9 protein-coding genes, 1 tRNA gene and 1 rRNA gene are annotated in these 17,898 nt (G+C 71.3%); 1 reads left to right on the top strand and 10 read right to left on the bottom strand.

The genetic code is table 11. The features are described from left to right. Nucleotides 1–75: 75 nt before the first annotated feature. The 7 genes from ACFY9V_RS30235 to ACFY9V_RS30205 all read right to left on the bottom strand — a co-directional run bounded on the left by ACFY9V_RS30235 (nucleotide 76) and on the right by ACFY9V_RS30205 (nucleotide 13,673). Nucleotides 76–627, bottom strand: a complete 552-nt coding sequence (locus tag ACFY9V_RS30235) for a nicotinamide-nucleotide amidohydrolase family protein (RefSeq protein ID WP_391163783.1) — start codon at nucleotides 625–627, stop codon at nucleotides 76–78. Next, the gene (gene pgsA, locus ACFY9V_RS30230; protein WP_391163782.1) at nucleotides 624–1,412 is read right to left on the bottom strand and encodes a CDP-diacylglycerol--glycerol-3-phosphate 3-phosphatidyltransferase; all 789 of its coding nucleotides are present in this window, start codon (nucleotides 1,410–1,412) and stop codon (nucleotides 624–626) included. The genes ACFY9V_RS30235 and pgsA overlap by 4 nt, the downstream gene beginning before the upstream one ends. Next, nucleotides 1,409–3,073: a 30S ribosomal protein S12 methylthiotransferase RimO gene (gene rimO, locus ACFY9V_RS30225; protein ID WP_391163781.1), complete on the bottom strand. Its 1,665-nt coding sequence runs from the start codon at nucleotides 3,071–3,073 to the stop codon at nucleotides 1,409–1,411. The genes pgsA and rimO overlap by 4 nt, the downstream gene beginning before the upstream one ends. Before the next feature lie 83 nt (nucleotides 3,074–3,156). Next, nucleotides 3,157–3,966 (bottom strand): RodZ domain-containing protein, encoded by an 810-nt coding sequence (locus ACFY9V_RS30220; protein WP_188286150.1) that lies wholly within the window; start codon nucleotides 3,964–3,966, stop codon nucleotides 3,157–3,159. A gap of 363 nt (nucleotides 3,967–4,329) precedes the next feature. Then, the gene (locus tag ACFY9V_RS30215; RefSeq protein WP_391163780.1) at nucleotides 4,330–7,110 is read right to left on the bottom strand and encodes a DNA translocase FtsK; all 2,781 of its coding nucleotides are present in this window, start codon (nucleotides 7,108–7,110) and stop codon (nucleotides 4,330–4,332) included. A gap of 127 nt (nucleotides 7,111–7,237) precedes the next feature. Beyond that, entirely contained in the window at nucleotides 7,238–7,936 is a 699-nt protein-coding gene (locus tag ACFY9V_RS30210; protein ID WP_188286139.1) for a two-component system response regulator, read from the bottom strand. A gap of 253 nt (nucleotides 7,937–8,189) precedes the next feature. Next, the gene (locus ACFY9V_RS30205; protein WP_355338118.1) at nucleotides 8,190–13,673 is read right to left on the bottom strand and encodes a HAMP domain-containing protein; all 5,484 of its coding nucleotides are present in this window, start codon (nucleotides 13,671–13,673) and stop codon (nucleotides 8,190–8,192) included. A 325-nt stretch (nucleotides 13,674–13,998) separates the two neighbouring features. Here ACFY9V_RS30205 and ACFY9V_RS30200 point away from each other — a divergent pair, with 325 nt between their 5' ends. Continuing rightward, on the top strand, nucleotides 13,999–16,671 hold the full coding sequence (locus tag ACFY9V_RS30200; protein WP_355338115.1) for a SpoIIE family protein phosphatase: 2,673 nt from the start codon (nucleotides 13,999–14,001) through the stop codon (nucleotides 16,669–16,671). Nucleotides 16,672–16,806: 135 nt separating this feature from the next. Here ACFY9V_RS30200 and ACFY9V_RS30195 read toward each other — a convergent pair. The 3 genes from ACFY9V_RS30195 to rrf form a co-directional block, all read right to left on the bottom strand. Further along, nucleotides 16,807–16,879 (bottom strand) — tRNA-Thr (locus ACFY9V_RS30195). 71 nt (nucleotides 16,880–16,950) lie between these two features. Continuing rightward, the gene (locus tag ACFY9V_RS30190; RefSeq protein WP_355338780.1) at nucleotides 16,951–17,679 is read right to left on the bottom strand and encodes a DegT/DnrJ/EryC1/StrS family aminotransferase; all 729 of its coding nucleotides are present in this window, start codon (nucleotides 17,677–17,679) and stop codon (nucleotides 16,951–16,953) included. A gap of 133 nt (nucleotides 17,680–17,812) precedes the next feature. Beyond that, nucleotides 17,813–17,898, bottom strand: a 5S ribosomal RNA gene (rrf, locus tag ACFY9V_RS30185); the annotation flags it as partial.

Below are 17,898 nucleotides of genomic sequence, written 5' to 3'. Positions count from 1 at the left end.
CCGCGAATCCGCATCCTCTTCGCCCCACCGTACCGCCTCGGGCACCGGCCGTGCGGGGAGCGATGTCGTGTTCACTCAGGGCTGCAAACATCCCTTCCCCCCGTGTTCTTCCCTATCCTTCGCCTCCGGACTCTTCTCGGGGCGGGTCTTCCTCAGCTCCGAGGTCAGCAGTTCGAATACGGCGGCCACGGTCGCCCGCCGGATCTCCGTACGGTCGCCCGCCAGCCTGAGCGCGGCGCCCACCGCACCGCCGGGACCCGCGACGGCCACGAACACCGTGCCCACCGGCTGCCCATCCTGCGGGTCGGGTCCCGCCACCCCGGTCGTCGCGGCGCCCCAGTCGGCGCCGAGCCGGTCCCGTACGCCCTCGGCCATCTCGCGGGCCACCTGGGCGTCCACGGCGCCGCGCGCGGCCAGCAGGGCCGCGTCCACGCCGAGCAGCTCGTGCTTGAGGGCGGTCGCGTACGCCGTCACCGAGCCGCGGAAGGTCCGGGAGGCGCCGGGCACCCCGGTCAGCTCCGCGGCCACCAGACCGCCGGTCAGGGACTCCGCGACGGCCAGCGTCCGGCCGCGCTCGTCCAGCAGCCGCAGTACCTCCGCCGCGTCCGCCCGCCCAGCGGCGGTCATACGCCCTGCGGTCGCTCGGCCCCGGCCTCGGCCTCCAGCTCGACGCCGGCCACGGAATCCGCCGCGGTCGCGCCCGCCGGAGCGCCCGCCGGAGCTTGGGCCGGAGCGGCGGCCGCTTCCGCGACCGCCTCGGAGGCCGCCGCGACCGCGGCGCGCTCCGCCGCCAGTCCCGCGCGGCGCAGGACGACCGCCTGCCGTACGTAGTCGAAGCCGGTGGCAACGGTCAGGACGACCGCGGCGCCCATCATCCAGGCCCGCACGGTGGCCAGCGGGCCGGTCAGGATCAGGACGTACATGCCGACGGCGATGCCCTGCGTGAGCGTCTTGAGCTTGCCGCCCCGGCTGGCGGGGATCACGCCGTGCCTGATCACCCAGAACCGCATGGCGGTGATGCCCAGCTCGCGGAAGAGGATGACGACGGTGACCCACCAGGGCAGGTCGCCGAGGGCGGACAGGCCGACGAGCGCCGCACCCATGATCGCCTTGTCGGCGATGGGGTCGGCGATCTTGCCGAAGTCGGTGACCAGGCCGTAGCGGCGGGCCAGCTCGCCGTCGAAGAGGTCGGTGATCATCGCGACGGCGAAGGCGGCCCAGGCGAAGGAGCGCCAGGCCGGGTCGTGCCCGTCGCCGTGCACGAGCAGCAGCACGAAGCCGGGGACCAGGACCAGCCGGGCCATCGTGAGCATGTTCGCGATGTTCCACAGGTCGGCCTTGGGCAGCACCGGGTCCCCGAGGTGGTCGGGGGCCGAGGAGGCCGGGGCGGCGGGCGCGGGGGCTCCGGTCATCTGCCCACCTCCTGCAGGCCGCGCGGGGCGTCGGTCACGCCCCCCGCGGCACTCGCGGTCCCGGTCGTATCCTCAGGAACCTCAGGAACCGCCGGAATCTCGGGAACCGCACGGCTCGCCGGAACCGTCGGGATGTCCAGCGGCTCCGCGATCAGGTCCACGCCCTCGGTCGCCGTCACCTTCGCCATGACGAAGGTCCCCGGCAGCGGGGCGGGAGCGCCGTCGGGCACCGCCAGCACGACCTGCCCGTCGGTCTCCGGCGCCTGGTGGTCGGCCCGGCCGGTCACCTCGCCGGTCTCCTCGTCCACCGCCTCGACCAGCACCCGTACCGTCGCGCCCAGCCGCTCCTCCGCGCGCTGCGCGGTCAGCTCCTCGGCCAGCCGCGAGACCCGCGCGAGCCTGGCGGCGACCACGTCCTCGTCGAGCTTGTCGCCGAAGGTCGCCGCCTCCGTACCGTCCTCGTCCGAGTAGCCGAACACGCCGATGGCGTCCAGCCGCGCGGAGCCCAGGAACCGTTCCAGCTCGGCCAGATCGGCTTCCGTCTCGCCGGGGAAGCCGACGATGAAGTTCGAGCGGACACCCGCCTCCGGGGCCTTGGCCCGGATGGTGTCCAGCAGTTCGAGGAAGCGGTCGGTGTCGCCGAAGCGGCGCATGGCGCGCAGCACGGCGGGCGCGGAGTGCTGGAAGGACAGGTCGAAGTACGGGACGACGCCCGGAGTTCCGGTGAGCGCGTCGATCAGGCCGGGGCGCATCTCGGCGGGCTGGAGGTAGCTGACCCGGACCCGCTCGATGCCGTCGACCGCCGCCAGCTCCGGCAGCAGGGTCTCCAGCAGGCGGATGTCGCCGAGGTCCTTGCCGTACGAGGTGTTGTTCTCGCTGACCAGCATCACCTCCTTGACGCCCTCTCCGGCCAGCCAGCGGGTCTCGCCGAGGACGTCGGAGGGGCGGCGGGAGATGAAGGAGCCGCGGAAGGACGGGATCGCGCAGAAGGTGCAGCGCCGATCGCAGCCGGAGGCGAGCTTCACGGAGGCGACGGGTCCCGAGTCCAGGCGGCGGCGCAGCGGCGCGCGCGGGCCGGAGGCGGGCGCGACGCCCTCGGGCAGATCGGCGGGCGCCTGGGCCGCGAAGTCCTCGGAAGCCTCAAGAGCGCTCACGGCGGCCTCGACCGGCTCCTCGCCCGACGTCCCGTGCCCCTGCGCGTGCCCCGGCAGCGCCACACTCGCCGCCTGCCGCTCGGCCGGGCTGATCGGCAGCAGCTTGCGCCGGTCGCGCGGGGTGTGCGACGCGTGGACGCCGCCGGCCAGGATCGTCCGCAGCCGGTCGGAGATGTCCGCGTAGTCGTCGAAGCCGAGTACGCCGTCCGCCTCGGGCAGCGCCTCGGCCAGTTCCTTGCCGTACCGCTCGGCCATGCAGCCGACCGCGACGACGGCCTGGGTGCGCGCCTGCCCCTTGAGGTCGTTGGCCTCCAGCAGCGCGTCCACCGAGTCCTTCTTGGCCGCCTCGACGAAGCCGCAGGTGTTCACGACCGCCACATCGGCCTCGGAGGCGTCGTCGACCAACTGCCATCCGTCCGCCGCCAGCCGGCCGGCGAGTTCCTCGGAGTCCACCTCATTGCGGGCGCAGCCGAGCGTGACAAGAGCGACGGTACGGGGTTCGGGCATACGCTCAGCGTACCCGGCCATGTCGCCGCCGCCCCCGCGCCACCGGTGCTCGCGGTGGTGCCGGGACGGCGGGGAAGCACAATTCAGCCCTGCGTGGGGTCACCCGGCGTGTAGGTGAGACGCACCACCTGACCGTCGGTGCCCGCGGCGCCGAGGTCCTTGCCGTTGACGAAGAGCTTGACGGCGCCCGCGTTGCCGACGACGAGCTTGATCTTCTTGTCGTCGGTGAAGGTCTGGGACTCGCCCTTCTTCAGCGACTTCTGGAAGAGCTGCTTGCCGTTGCCGTCACTGGCCTGGACCCAGCTCGTGCCGCTCTCGGCGCTGATCTTGACGGTGACCTTGCCGGGCGGGGCCGCGGCGATGGCGCTGTCGGTCGGGTCCGTCTTCGGATCGGCGCCGTTGCTCTGCGGCGACTGGGTGACGGCGGGCGCGCTGGTGGTCGCGGACGGGCTCGGGGAGTTCGCCGCGGTCTTGTCGCCGCCGCTGCCGCCAGTGAAGACCGTGAAGCCGACGAAGCCCACCACGGCGACGATCGCCGCGACCATGGCCGCCGTCCAGTTCGCCCGGCGCGGCTCCGAACGGATCTTCTGCGCCTCGTAGAGCGGCGCGACGGGAGCGGGCGCCTCCTCGCCGATGTGCTCGGCGACGTACTGCTCGACCAGCGGTTCGGGGTCAACGCCGACGGCGCGCGCCAGGGTCCGGATATGCCCGCGGGCGTAGACATCGCCGCCGCACCGCGAGAAGTCGTCCTGTTCGATCGACTGCACGATCGGGACGCGCACCCGCGTGCTGGTGCTGACCTCGTCGATGGAGAGCCCCGCCGCGATACGGGCCTGGGCGAGGGCGTGACCGACCGAAGGCCGGTCTTCGGAGGGCGAGTTGCCGACGGACACGAGGGCGCCTTTCGAGGGTGCAGCCACCTGCTGGAAGTTCAGTCTAGGGGGGGTACGAAACGCGGCGGCAACCGGACGATCACTTTTTGTCCGCCATCAGGATTGCCATCGGGATCGCGGTCGGGGTTGCCATCGGGATCGCGGTCAGGATCGTCGTCGGAAGCCGACAGGTTCACCCGTGTGCATCGATACGAGCCCCCCTGTATCAACTTGACGTACGAACAGGAGAAACGGTTGCCCCAACACATTCCCCGAGTCCCGTGACTTACGCATTTCCGTGGGCCGTCCGGGCCCCCGGTACGTACAGGACCGGCCGTTCCCGCGCGCTCGACCTGCCGACGCCCGGCTCCGGACCGGCCGCTCCTACGCTCCCCCGCCGCGGATCTCGGCGAGGACGTCGTCCAGCTCGTCGGCCTTCACCATCACGTCGCGCGCCTTGGAGCCCTCGCTGGGGCCGACGATGCCGCGCGACTCCATCAGGTCCATCAGCCTGCCCGCCTTGGCGAAACCGACCCGCAGCTTGCGCTGGAGCATCGACGTGGAGCCGAACTGGGTGGAAACCACCAGCTCAGCGGCCTGGCACAGCAGGTCCAGGTCGTCGCCGATCTCCTCGTCGATCTCCTTCTTCGGGCCGCTGCCGACCGTGACGTCGGAGCGGTAGCTGGGCGTGAGCTGCGCCTTGCAGTGGTCGACGACCTTGGCGACCTCGTCCTCGGTGACGAAGGCGCCCTGCATACGAATCGGCTTGTTCGCGCCCATCGGCAGGAAGAGCCCGTCGCCCTTGCCGATCAGCTTCTCGGCGCCGGGCTGGTCCAGGATGACGCGGCTGTCGGCGAGCGAGGACGTCGCGAAGGCGAGCCGGGAGGGCACATTGGCCTTGATCAGACCGGTCACGACATCGACGCTGGGCCGCTGGGTGGCCAGCACCAGGTGGATGCCCGCGGCGCGCGCGAGCTGCGTGATGCGGACGATGGAGTCCTCCACGTCACGCGGCGCGACCATCATGAGGTCGGCCAGCTCGTCCACGATCACCAGCAGATACGGATACGGCGTCAGCTCGCGCTCGCTGCCCTCGGGCGTCTTGGCCTTGCCCGAGCGCACGGCGGCGTTGAAGTCGTCGATGTGCCGGAAGCCGTACGCGGCGAGGTCGTCGTAGCGCAGGTCCATCTCGCGCACCACCCACTGGAGGGCTTCCGCGGCCCGCTTGGGGTTGGTGATGATCGGGGTGATCAGGTGCGGGATGCCCTCGTACGCGGTCAGCTCGACGCGCTTGGGGTCGACCAGCACCATCCGGACCTCGTCGGGGGTGGCGCGGGCCATCACCGACGTGATCAGGCAGTTGATGCAGGAGGACTTGCCGGAGCCGGTGGCACCCGCGACCAAGACGTGCGGCATCTTGGCGAGGTTGGCCATCACGTAGCCGCCCTCGACGTCCTTGCCGAGCGCGACGGTCATCGGGTGGTCCTCGCCCGCGGCCTCCGCGGAGCGCAGCACGTCGCCGAGGTTGACCATCTCGCGGTCGCTGTTGGGGATCTCGATGCCGACCGCGGACTTGCCGGGGATCGGGCTGATGATCCGGATGTCGGGGCTGGCGACCGAGTAGGCGATGTTCTTGGCGAGCGCGGTGATCCGCTCGACCTTGACCGCGGGGCCCAGCTCCACCTCGTAGCGGGTGACCGTCGGGCCGCGGGTGAAGCCGGTGACGACCGCGTCGACCTTGAACTCCTTGAAGACCTGGCCGAGCGCCGCGACCACCGCGTCGTTGGCGGCGCTGCGGGTACGGCCGGGGCCGCCGCGCTCCAGCAGGTCCAGGGAGGGCAGCGCGTAGGTGATGTCGCCGGAGAGCTGGAGCTGTTCCGCGCGGGGCGGCAGCGGCGGTCCCGTGGTCTCGGGCGACTTCTTGGTGAGGTCGGGGACGCCGCCGGACTCCGCGGGGACCCCGCCGGACTCCTCCGGGGTGTCCTCGGCGCGCGCGGCCGGCACCGGCTTCCTGATCCGGCTGGTGAGGTCGGCGACCAGCGGGGAGGGCTGCACACCGTGCAGCACCGCGCCGTCCAGCGCGGCGGCGGCAGCGGCGGCCACGTCCACCGCGTCCCTGCCGTCCTCGTCCCGGTCGCCGGGCAGCGCCTCGGAGCGGCGCCTGGGGCGGCGGCGCGGCTTGGGCTCGTCGGCGCCCGGGTCGCCCCCGGCCGCGGACGCGACGGCGGAGCGCTCGTCGGGGTCGGTGTCGCTGTCGACGTCGTAGGGCTCCGCGGCCGATTTGCCGAAGCGGATCGGCAGCCGCCGTACGGGCGACTCGTCGGTGGTGTCGGCGGTGCGGGGGTCGTCCTCGTCCTCGAAGAAGTCCTCCAGCGGGACCGCCTCGGGGTCCGCGGGCGCCTCGTACACGCCGAGGCGGGTGGCGGCCTGGCGCAGCCGCTGCGGGATCGCGTTCACCGGGGTGGCGGTGACCACGAGCAGGCCGAAGCCGGTGAAGAGCAGGAGCAACGGGACGGCGAGCACCGAGCCGACGGTGTAGACGAGCGGGGAGGCGGCGGCCCAGCCGAGCAGGCCGCCCGCGTCGCGCATCGCGGTCGCGCCCTCGCCGCGGCCGGGGGCGCCGCAGGCCAGGTGGACCAGGCCGAGCGCGCCGATGACGAGGGCGGACAGGCCGATCACGATCCGGCCGTTGGCCTCCGGCTGTTCCGGGTGGCGCATCAGGCGTACGGCGACCGCGCCGAGCAGGAACGGCACGAGCAGATCCAGGCGGCCGAAGGCACCGGTGATCAGGACCTCGACGAGGTTGCCGACCGGGCCCTGGAGGTTGGACCAGGTGCCCGCGGCGACCACCAGGGTCAGGCCGAGCAGGAGCAGCGCCAGGCCGTCCTTGCGGTGCGCGGGGTCCAGGCCGCGCGCGCCGCGCCCTATGCCGCGGAAGACGGCGCCCACGGTGTGCGCCAGGCCGAGCCACACGGCGCGCGCCATACGGAAGAGCCCGCTGGTCGGCGACGGTGCGGGCCGGGGCGCGGGTCTGGCCGCCGCTGCCTTCTTGGCGGGCGGTCTCCCCGCGGCGCTCTTCGCGGCGGCGGGCTTCTTCGCCGCGGTCTTCTTGGCCGCAGGCTTCGCCGGGGCTTTTTTGGCGGTGCCGGACGTACGTGAGGCCATGGTGCCGAGGTTACCGCCCTTGTGATCGGGTGACACGCGTGCCTGAGAGTACGCCCGTTCGTGTCGTCCGGCCGGGGCCGGGGACTGACGCGACGTCAAAAGCGGCGCGCGGCCTTCCCCGTACGGCTCACTCCTGATTCGGCAGCTTGACGACGCCGTTGCCGGTGCCCGGTTCGAGCGCGTCCAGGGCGCGGCGCAGGCCGGTCAGCTTGCGCTCCAGGTGGGCGGCGGTGGCGACGGCCGCGGCGTCCGCGGACTCGTCGAGCTGCTTGGTGAGCGCCTCGGCCTGCTCCTCGACGGCGGCCAGCCGCGCGGACAGTTCGGCGAGCAGCCCCGCGGGTTCGCCCGCGCCCCGTCCCCTGCCGTTGGCGCCCGCGGCGGACGGCACGCCCTGTTCCAACTGGAGCCGCAGCAGCGCCGCCTGCTCCCGGAGCTGGCAGTTCTTGGTGTAGAGGTCGACGAAGACCGACACCTTGGCGCGCAGCACCCACGGGTCGAACGGCTTGGAGATGTAGTCGACCGCGCCCGCCGCGTACCCCCGGAAGGTGTGGTGCGGGCCGTGGTTGATGGCGGTGAGGAAGATGATCGGGATGTCCCGGGTCCGCTCCCGCCGTTTGATGTGCGCCGCGGTCTCGAACCCGTCCATGCCCGGCATCTGGACATCGAGCAGGATCACCGCGAAATCATCGGTGAGCAGCGCTTTCAGCGCTTCCTCCCCGGACGATGCCCGTACCAGCGTCTGATCGAGCGCAGAGAGGATCGCCTCAAGCGCCAGCAGATTCTCCGGCCGGTCATCGACCAGGAGGATCTTGGCCTTCTGCACCATGGCCCGCCCTCCTCGCCCCGGCACTACACCGGTCGCCGCCCCCGGGGACGACTCCGTCGTGCCGCCCGTCCTTGTGCCGGTCATGGTAGCCGCACCCCGCCGTTCGCCACACCCTGTCACCGCCAGGTCACTCAACACGTACCGCAAACGTAGGCGGAGACCAGAAGGTTCCCCTTAATCGGCGCCCTCACACCTCATCGGGCGCACGATCGCGGGCGCGGGCCCATGGCGTCGCCGGGCCCGCGCCCGGCCGTCACCGGGCGTGCATCCACTCCTCCATCAAGGTGAGCAGATGGTCGGTGTCGACCGGCTTGGTCACGTAGTCCGACGCCCCGGACTCGATGCTCTTCTCCCGGTCGCCCTTCATCGCCTTCGCGGTGAGCGCGATGATCGGCAGCCCGGCGAACTGCGGCATCTTGCGGATCGCCGTGGTCGTCGCGTAGCCGTCCATCTCCGGCATCATGATGTCCATCAGCACCACGGCGATGTCGTCGTGCTGCTCCAGGACCTCGATGCCCTCGCGGCCGTTCTCGGCGTACAGCACGGTCAGGCCGTGCTGTTCGAGGACGCTGGTGAGGGCGAAGACATTGCGGATGTCGTCGTCCACGATCAGCACCTTCTCGCCGCTGAAGCCGCCGGAGAAGCCGGTGTACGCGTCGGGGTGCCCCTCGTCGGACCAGGTGTCCTCGGTGCCCGCTCCGCCCGGACCCCGCGACTGCGCGGAGCCGTTGGCCGAGCCGTTCGCGGACCCGCCGCGCGGACCCGACCCGTTCGAGGGCGCAGAGCCGTTGGACTGGCCGCCGCCCTCGGGCAGTTGCGGGGGCTGCGCGGAACGGCGGCGCAGCCGGGCCAGGCTGCTGCCGGGACGCGCCCGGTCGCCGGCCGAGCCCTGCTCGAAGTCGCCGCCGTGGCCGCCCGCGGGCAGTTGCGGCAGCGCCTGCGGGAAGTCGCCCAGGGACAGCGGCAGATACAGCGTGAAGGTCGAGCCGCGTCCCGGCTGGCTGTCGGCGTGGATCTCGCCGCCGAGCAGCCGGGCGATCTCGCGGCTGATCGACAGACCGAGGCCCGTACCGCCGTACTTCCGGCTGGTGGTGCCGTCGGCCTGCTTGAACGCCTCGAAGATCACCCGCATCTTGCTGGCCGCGATGCCGATGCCCGTATCGGTCACGGAGAAGGCGATCAGCGGCTGGTCGGGCTCGCGCATCGTGCCCGCTTCCAGCAACTGCTCCTTGATCGACTGCGGCACCTCGGTGCCCGCGGGCCTGATCACCAGCTCCACCGAGCCGCTGTCGGTGAACTTCACCGCGTTCGACAGCAGATTGCGCAGCACCTGGAGCAGCCGCTGCTCGTCGGTGTGCAGGGTGACCGGCAGTTCGGGCGAGACCCGGACGGAGAAGTCCAGGCCCTTCTCCGCGGTCAGCGGCCGGAAGGTGGCCTCCACGTAGTCCACGAGCTGCACCAGGGCGATACGGGTCGGCGAGACGTCCATCTTGCCGGCCTCGACCTTGGACAGGTCCAGGATGTCGTTGATGAGCTGGAGCAGGTCGGAACCGGCGCCGTGGATGGTCTCGGCGAACTCGACCTGCTTGGGCGAGAGGTTGCCGTCCGCGTTGTCGGCGAGCAGCTTCGCCAGGATGAGCAGCGAATTGAGCGGGGTGCGCAGCTCGTGCGACATGTTGGCGAGGAATTCCGACTTGTAGCGCATCGAGACCGCGAGCTGTTCCGCGCGCTCCTCCAGCACCTGGCGGGCCTCTTCGATCTCGGTGTTCTTCACCTCGATGTCGCGGTTCTGCCGGGCCAGCAGTTCGGCCTTCTCCTCCAGCTCGCCGTTGGACATCTCCAGGGCGGCCTGCCGGTTCTCCAGCTCCGCCGAGCGCTCCTGGAGCTGTTCGGTCAGCTCCTGGGACTGCTTGAGCAGTCCCTCGGTCTTGGTGTTGACCGAGATGGTGTTGACGCTGATCGCGATGATGTCGGTGATCTGGTTGAGGAAGTCCTTCTGGATCTGGGTGAACGGCTGGAAGGCGGCCAGTTCGATCACGCCGAGCACCCGGCCCTCGAAGAGCACCGGCAACACGATGACGTGCGACGGAGGTGCCTCGCCGAGCCCCGAGGTGATCTTCAGATAACCCGGCGGCACGTTCTCGATCAGGATCGAGCGCTTCTCCACCGCGGCCTGGCCGATCAGCCCCTCCCCCGGCAGGAAGACCGACGACATCGTCCGCTTGGAGAAGCCGTACGCGCCGATCAGCCGCAGCTCGTACTCCTCCCCGACCTCCTGGGTGTCCTCCGCGAGGAAGAAGGCGCCGTGCTGCGCGGAGACGACCGGGGTCAGCTCGCTCATGATCAGCGCGGCCACGTCGCCGAGGTCGCGGCGGCCCTGCATCAGGCCGGAGATCCGCGCCAGGTTGCCCTTGAGCCAGTCCTGCTCCTTGTTGGCGAGCGTGGTCTCGCGCAGACGGACGATCATCGTGTTGATGTAGTCCTGGAGTTCCAGGATCTCGCCCGCCGCGTCCACGTCGATCCGCAGATTGAGATCGCCGCGGGTCACCGCGGTCGCGACCTGCGCGATGTTGCGGACCTGGCTGGTCAGGTTGTTCGCCATCAGGTTCACGGACTCGGTGAGGTCCTTCCAGATGCCCGAGACGTCGGGCACCCGCGCCTGACCGCCCAGACGTCCTTCCGTGCCCACCTCGCGAGCGACGCGGGTCACCTCGTCACCGAAGGCGGAGAGCTGCCCGACCATCGTGTTGATGGTCGTCTTCAGCTCCAGGATCTCGCCGCGCGCGTCCACGTCGATCTTCTTGGACAGATCACCGCGGGCGACCGCCGTGGTCACCTGCGCGATCTGCCGCACCTGACCGGTCAGGTTGGACGCCATGCCGTTCACCGACTCGGTGAGGTCCTTCCAGGTGCCCGCCACGCCCGGCACCCGCGCCTGGCCGCCGAGGATGCCCTCGGTGCCCACCTCGCGGGCCACGCGCGTGACCTCGTCACCGAAGGCCGACAGCGTGTCCACCATCGTGTTGATGGTCTCGGCGAGCTGCGCGACCTCGCCGCGCGCCTCGACGGTGATCTTCTTCGTCAGGTCGCCGTTGGCCACGGCCGTGGCGACCGACGAGATCGAACGCACCTGGCTGGTCAGGTTGTTGGCCATCAGGTTGACGTTGTCGGTGAGGTCCTTCCAGATGCCCGACGCGTCACGGACCCGCGCCTGGCCGCCGAGCTGGCCCTCCGTACCGACCTCGCGGGCCACGCGCGTGACCTCGTCACCGAACGCGGACAGCGTGTCCACCATCTGGTTCACCGTCGTCACCAGCGCCAGGATCTCGCCCTTGGCGTCGACGGTGATCTTCCGGGACAGGTCGCCCTGCGCCACCGCGTTGGTGACATCGGCGATGTTGCGGACCTGACTGGTCAGGTTGTTCGCCATGAAGTTGACGGACTGCGTCAGGTCCTTCCAGGTGCCGCTGACGCCCTGCACCTCGGCCTGCCCGCCCAGGATGCCCTCGGTGCCCACCTCGCGGGCCACCCGGGTCACCTCCGCGCCGAACGCGGAGAGCTGGTCGACCATCGTGTTCAGGGTGTTCTTCAGCTCCAGGATCTCGCCCCGGGCGTCCACGTCGATCTTCTGCGACAGGTCACCGCGCGCCACAGCGGTGGCGACCTCGGCGATGTTGCGGACCTGGGCCGTCAGATTCCCCGCCATGCCGTTCACGGAGTCGGTCAGGTCGCGCCACACACCGGCGACGCCTGGCACCTGCGCCTGGCCGCCGAGCCGCCCCTCCGTACCCACGTCACGGGCCACGCGGGTCACCTGCTCGGCGAACGACGAGAGCTGGTCGACCATCGTGTTGATGGTGTTCTTCAGCTCCAGGATCTCCCCGCGCGCGTCCACGTCGATCTTCTGCGACAGGTCACCGCGCGCCACAGCCGTCGTGACCTGCGCGATCTGCCGCACCTGGGACGTCAGATTGCCGGCCATGAAGTTGACGGAGTCCGTCAGGTCCTTCCAGGTGCCGGCCACCCCGTCCACCCGCGCCTGACCGCCCAGCCGCCCCTCCGTACCCACGTCACGCGCCATCCGCGTCACCTGGGCGGCGAAGGAACCGAGCTGGTCGACCATCCGGTTCACAGTGTTCTTGAGCTCCAGCATCTCGCCGGAGACGTCCACCGTGACCTTCTGCGTCAGATCGCCGTTGGCGACCGCCGTCGTGACCTGCGCGATGTTACGGACCTGGCCCGTCAGGTTGCGGAAGGCCGTGTTCACGGAGTCCGTGAGGTCCTTCCACGTACCCGCCGCGCCCGGCACCTGCGCCTGACCGCCCAGCACACCTTCGACGCCGACCTCGCGGGCCACCCGCGTCACCTCCGCGCCGAACGCGGAGAGCTGGTCGACCATCGTATTGACGGTGTTCTTCAGCTCCAGCATCTCGCCGGAGACGTCCACCGTGACCTTCTGGGACAGGTCGCCGTTGGCGACCGCCGTGGTCACCTGGGCGATGTCGCGCACCTGGCCGGTCAGGTTGCGGAAGGCGGTGTTCACCGAGTCGGTGAGGTCCTTCCACGTACCCGCCGCGCCCGGCACCTGCGCCTGACCGCCCAGCAGACCCTCGGCGCCGACCTCACCGGCGACCCGCGTCACCTCGTCGGCGAACGTCCGCAGCGTCTCGGTCATCGCGTTGATCGTCTCGGCGAGCTGCGCGACCTCGCCGCGCGCGCCGATGGTGATCTTCTGCGACAGGTCGCCGTTGGCGACCGCCGTCGTCACCTGCGCGATGTCCCGCACCTGGGCCGTCAGATTCCCGGCCATCAGGTTCACGGAGTCCGTGAGGTCCTTCCACACACCGGCCATGCCCGGCACCTGGGCCTGGCCGCCCAGCTCGCCCTCGGTGCCCACCTCGCGGGCCACCCGGGTCACCTCGGAGGAGAACGAGGAGAGCTGGTCCACCATCGTGTTGACGGTGTTCTTCAGCTCCAGCATCTCGCCGGCCACGTGCACGGTGACCTTGCGGGACAGATCGCCCTTCAGGACCGCCTGCGTCACCAGCGCGATGTCCCGCACCTGGGCGGTCAGCCGGTACGCCATGGTGTTGACCGAGTCCGTGAGGTCCTTCCAGGACCCCGCCATGCCCCGGACCTTCGCCTGGCCGCCCAGCTTGCCCTCGGTACCGACCTCGCTGGCCACCCGCGTCACCTCGTCGGTGAACGCGGAGAGCTGGTCCACCAGCCCGTTGACCGTCCGGCCGACCTTGAGGAATTCACCGCGCAGCGGGTGCGCCGACCCGTCCGCGTTCTGCGACCGCAGGTCCATCCGCTGTTCCAGGTCGCCCTCGGCCACCGCCGACAGCACCCGCCCGACCTCCGACACCGGCCGTACGAGATCGTCCACCAGCGCGTTGGACGCCTCGATCGCGGCGGCCCAGGCGCCCTCGCAGGCACCGGTCTCCAGCCGCTCTGTGAGTTTTCCCTCCCGGCCGACGACCCGCCGGACCCGGGCCAGCTCACCGGTAAGGTGCTGGTTACGGTCCGCGACCTCGTTGAAGACGGCGGAGATCTCCGCCATCACGCCGTCACCCGACACCGTCAGCCGCTTGCGGAAGTTCCCGTCCCGCATCGCGGCCAGCGCTCCGAGGAGCTTGACCAGCGCGGCCGAATCGACCTCTACGGTCCCACTGGCGCGGGATCGCCCGTTCTTCGTGCGCGTGCTCGTGCCCCGCGCCGATGCGCCAGACTCCACCGTGTCCCTCCTGGAGGGTCGACCGACCTGCAAAAGTGCAAGATTGCTGCCTTGAGAGCATGCCCAGTGTTTCACCATGGCCCCACCCGGCCATAACAGTTCGGCGGCAACGCTGATAACCCGTGGCACGTTCGGGGTGGAAACACCCGCAACCGGCGCACGCGGTGTCCGCGTGGGTAAGTAACCTGGCTCTTGTGTCGGCGGCGCCGCACCTTGCCAGGCGTACACCTCAGGGGGCCGCCGACGAGGACCGGGCAGGACGGCGGCGGCACGGGCGGCGGGACCGGTCAGCGGACCCGCCCACGGACGAGCAACGAGGAGACCGGTGATCACGGCGCGCGCTGCGGCCAGCTTCGAACCGGTGGGGCGGTCGGTCGCCGTCGCGCGTGCCTTCGTACGCGACACCCTGCACGGCTGGGGCTTCGCCGACGTCGTGGACGACGCGGTGGTGCTCACCAGCGAACTGGTGACCAACGCCGTCGTGCACGCGGGCACCGCCGCCGACGTGCAGTGTCTGCGGTACGAGACGGCCGTACGCGTCGAGGTCGCCGACCACTACCCCGACCGCGAGATCCCCATCCAGGGCAGAGGCCGCCAGTTCCGCGACCCCGACAACGAGGGCGGGCGCGGCCTGCTGCTGTGCGCCGCCCTGGCCAGCCGCTGGGGCGTGGAGTACACCGGCGCGGGCAAGCACGTCTGGTTCCAGCTCGACCTGCCCGAGCGCCCCGCGGGCACCCGCTCCGCCGGACCCGTCCTGCCCGCCGCCGACCTCCCGCTCACCGACGAGAGCGTGCGCGTCGCCGTCGTCCAGGTCGACCGCATGGGCTCGATCACGCGCTGGAACGACGACGCGGCCGAGCTCTTCGGCCACCCCGCCGCCGACGTCGTCGGCAAACCGCTCGCCGACCTCACCGCCTGGCCGCAGACCCCCGGCACCGGCATCGGCCTCGCCGAGGCCCTGCTGCACTCCCGCTGGGAAGGCACCTACGGCCTGCGCGACGCCGACGGCCGCGTCCTGCCCGTGTACGGCTCCCACCTGCGGGTCCGCGACAGCGAGGGCGAGCCCTCCACCGTCATCCTGCTGGTGCGCGCCGAGGAGCGGGCCGTGCTCCAGACGCCGTCCCGCGGCTCCGGCAGCGCGGAATCCGGCCTCGGCCAGCGCGGCAAGACCACGGACGCCTTCGAGGTCTTCATCGGCTCCCCCGCCCCCGACGACCTCGACAGCCTCCTCCAGCGCACCGTCGAACGCGCCCGCGACATGCTCGACGGCGACGCCGCCTACCTGCTGCTCGCCACCGACGACGAGACCGAGCTGGAAGTACGCGCCTCCACCGGCCTGCCGTCCGCCCGCCAGCGCTTCGCCCGCGTCCCCGTCGAAGCGGGCACCGGACGCTACGGCAGCGCCCGTATGCCGGCCGTCCACGAGGACCTCACCGCGGTCCCCGGCGCCGTACCGCTGCTGTCCGGCACCGGCATGCGCTCGGTGGTCACCGTGCCGCTCAAGGTCGAGGGCCGCCTGACCGGCTCGCTGGGCGTCGCCGCCGAGGCCCCCGGCCGCTACAACAACCAGGAAGCGCTGCGGCTCCAATTCGCCGCCGACCGGATCGCGCTCGCCGTGGAGAGCGCCCGGCTCACCGAGCTGGAACGGCTGCGCCGCGGCTCGCTGTCCTTCCTCGTCGAGGCGTCCGACCTGCTCGCGGGCACGCTGGAACGCGACCAGACGCTGGCCCTCATGGCCCAGATGACGGTTCCGACGCTGGCGAGCTGGTGCGCGGTCTACACGATCGCCGAGCAGTCGGAGCCGGAGCTGGCCTTCGTCCTGCACGAGGACGAGGACCGCATCGACGGCATCAAGGCGCTGCTGTCCCAGGTACGGCCTCCGGAGCCCGACCCGACACCCGGCGCCCGCATGTGGACCGCGCCCTCCGACGCGGCCCACTCCAGCGCCCTGCGGGCCTCTCTGCGCAGCCTCGGGGTCGGCGCGCGCTCCGCGCCCTCCTCGTCCGCGCCGAACGCCGCCACGCCCACCTCGGGCAAGGGCGGGCGCGCGCCGAGCGCCCCCGGTGTCGCGCTCGCCACCGCGGCGGCCGTCGGCGGCGAAACGGTCGTCCTGCCGCTGGTCGCCCGCAACCGGGTCATCGGCATGCTCACCCTCGGCAAGCCCGCCGACGAACGCTTCCGCCAGGAGATCCTCGAACTCGCCGAAGACCTCTCCCGCCGAGCGGCGCTCGCCCTGGACAACGCCCGCCTCTACAGCGAGCGCACCGCGATCAGCCAGGCCCTCCAGCGCAGCCTCCTGCCGCCGGAGCTGCCGCACATCCCCGGCGTCGAGGTCGAGGTCGTCTACCGCGCCGCGGGCGAGGGCAACGAGGTCGGCGGCGACTTCTACGACCTCTTCCCGATCCGCGACGGCTGCTGGGGCTTCGCCATCGGCGACGTCTGCGGTACGGGCCCGGAGGCCGCCGCCGTCACCGGCCTCGCCCGGCACGCGCTGCGCCTGCTGGCCCGCGAGGGCTTCGGCGGCCCCGCCGTCCTCGAACGCCTCAACGCCGCCATCCTCGACGAGGGCGCCCGCAGCCGCTTCCTCACGCTCCTGTACGGCGAGTTGTGGCCCCAGCACGACGGCAGCGCCGTCCTGCGCATGGTCTGCGCCGGCCACCCGCTCCCGCTGCGCCTGCGCCCCGACGGCACTGTCGAACCCGCCGCCGAACCGCAGCCGCTGCTCGGCGTGATGGACGACCTCGAACTGTACGAGCAGACCGTCTCCCTCGACCCGGGCGATGTCCTGCTCTGCGTCACCGACGGCGTCACCGAGCGCCGCGAGGGCACCCGCATGCTCGGCGACGACGGCCTCGCCGACGTCCTGTCCACCTGTACGGGCCTGACCGCGGGCGCCGTGGCCGCCCGTATCCAACGGGCCGTTGAGCGCTTCGCTTCTGACGCGCCGTCCGACGACATGGCGATCCTGTCGATGCGGGTTCCGAAGAAGTCCGAGTAGCGCGGGTTCTTCGCACGGGGATTCTTCGCACGGGGATTCTTCGCACGGGGATTCTTCGCGCGGTCCTCGGCGCGGGTCCTGATGCGCGACGACATGAAGAAGGCCCCCACCTGACGGTGAGGGCCTTCTGTGCCGAGCCCCAATACGGAATCGAACCGTAGACCTTCTCCTTACCATGGAGACGCTCTACCGACTGAGCTATTGGGGCGCGTCGATGGGAAGATCCTATCCCATGAACGCGGGTGCTCGAAGCACGCTCAGGGGTCGTTCAGCGGCGGTTCACAGCAGTCCGCCGAGCGCGTTGCAGGCGTCCGCGATGTGCGTCAACTCCCGCTGGGTGATGCCGGGGTGGACCGGCAGCGACAGGCTGTCCGCGGCCACCAGTTCGGTCTGCGGCAACACGGCCCCCGACCGGTGCGCGGGCATCCGGTGCACCGGTACGGGCACGCTCACGGTCGCCCGCACGCCCCGTGCCGCCAGGGCCGCGGCGAAGGCGTCCCGGTCCGGCCGGCCGTTGCCGGGAATCCGTACCGCGTACTGCCGGTAGAGGTGGTGCGCCCCCGGCTCGGTGTACGGCACGACCACGCCCTTGAGCGCCGAGTCCAGGAACCGCGCGTGCGCCCGCCGCCGGGCGACCACTCCCGCGTCCTCCTCGACACCGCCCTCGGTGCCCTGCTCCACGAGCGCCAGACCACGGCGCGACGCCAGGTCGTCGAGCCGCGCCATCGGCGCGGGGTGCCCGAACACGTGGACGGGTACGATCGCGGCCGTCCGCGCCGTGACGCCCGCGGCGACGGCCTCGGGGGCCAGGCAGAACGTCCGGGGGTCGATGTCCGCGAACACCGGTGTGGCGCCCGCGAGTCGGACGGCGTCGGCCGGCGCGCCCGGTCCGAACGACGGGACGATGACCTCGTCCCCTGTCCCGATACCCAGCTCCTCGAGCGACGTGCGCAGCGCGGCGGCCGTCGCGTCCGAAGCGATCCTGTGCCGTCGTCCGGCAGTCGTCATCTGCTGCACGTCTCCACACCTCCGCCTATCGGGAGGCCCAGAGTCTCGGAGCGACGTGAACAGAGGGTAACGGAAAACAAAAATGCCTTGGCCCCCGAGTCGAAGCTCGGGGGCCAAGGCATTGATAAAGATTGTTCGGCGGTGTCCTACTCTCCCACAGGGTCCCCCCTGCAGTACCATCGGCGCTGAAAGGCTTAGCTTCCGGGTTCGGAATGTAAC

Origin of the sequence: Streptomyces sp. NPDC008317 (assembly GCF_042955955.1) — a bacterium.
Taxonomy (GTDB): domain Bacteria; phylum Actinomycetota; class Actinomycetes; order Streptomycetales; family Streptomycetaceae; genus Actinacidiphila.
This window is presented reverse-complemented; position numbering and strand designations above follow the sequence as displayed.

Excerpts from the sequence above, each read along its gene's own strand:
- ACFY9V_RS30235 (WP_391163783.1), bottom strand. The coding sequence starts at position 627 with ATGACCGCCGCTGGGCGGGCGGACGCGGCGGAGGTACTGCGGCTGCTG.
- pgsA (WP_391163782.1), bottom strand. The coding sequence starts at position 1,412 with ATGACCGGAGCCCCCGCGCCCGCCGCCCCGGCCTCCTCGGCCCCCGAC.
- rimO (WP_391163781.1), bottom strand. The coding sequence starts at position 3,073 with ATGCCCGAACCCCGTACCGTCGCTCTTGTCACGCTCGGCTGCGCCCGC.
- ACFY9V_RS30215 (WP_391163780.1), bottom strand. The coding sequence starts at position 7,110 with ATGGCCTCACGTACGTCCGGCACCGCCAAAAAAGCCCCGGCGAAGCCT.
- ACFY9V_RS30210 (WP_188286139.1), bottom strand. The coding sequence starts at position 7,936 with ATGGTGCAGAAGGCCAAGATCCTCCTGGTCGATGACCGGCCGGAGAAT.
- ACFY9V_RS30190 (WP_355338780.1), bottom strand. The coding sequence starts at position 17,679 with ATGACGACTGCCGGACGACGGCACAGGATCGCTTCGGACGCGACGGCC.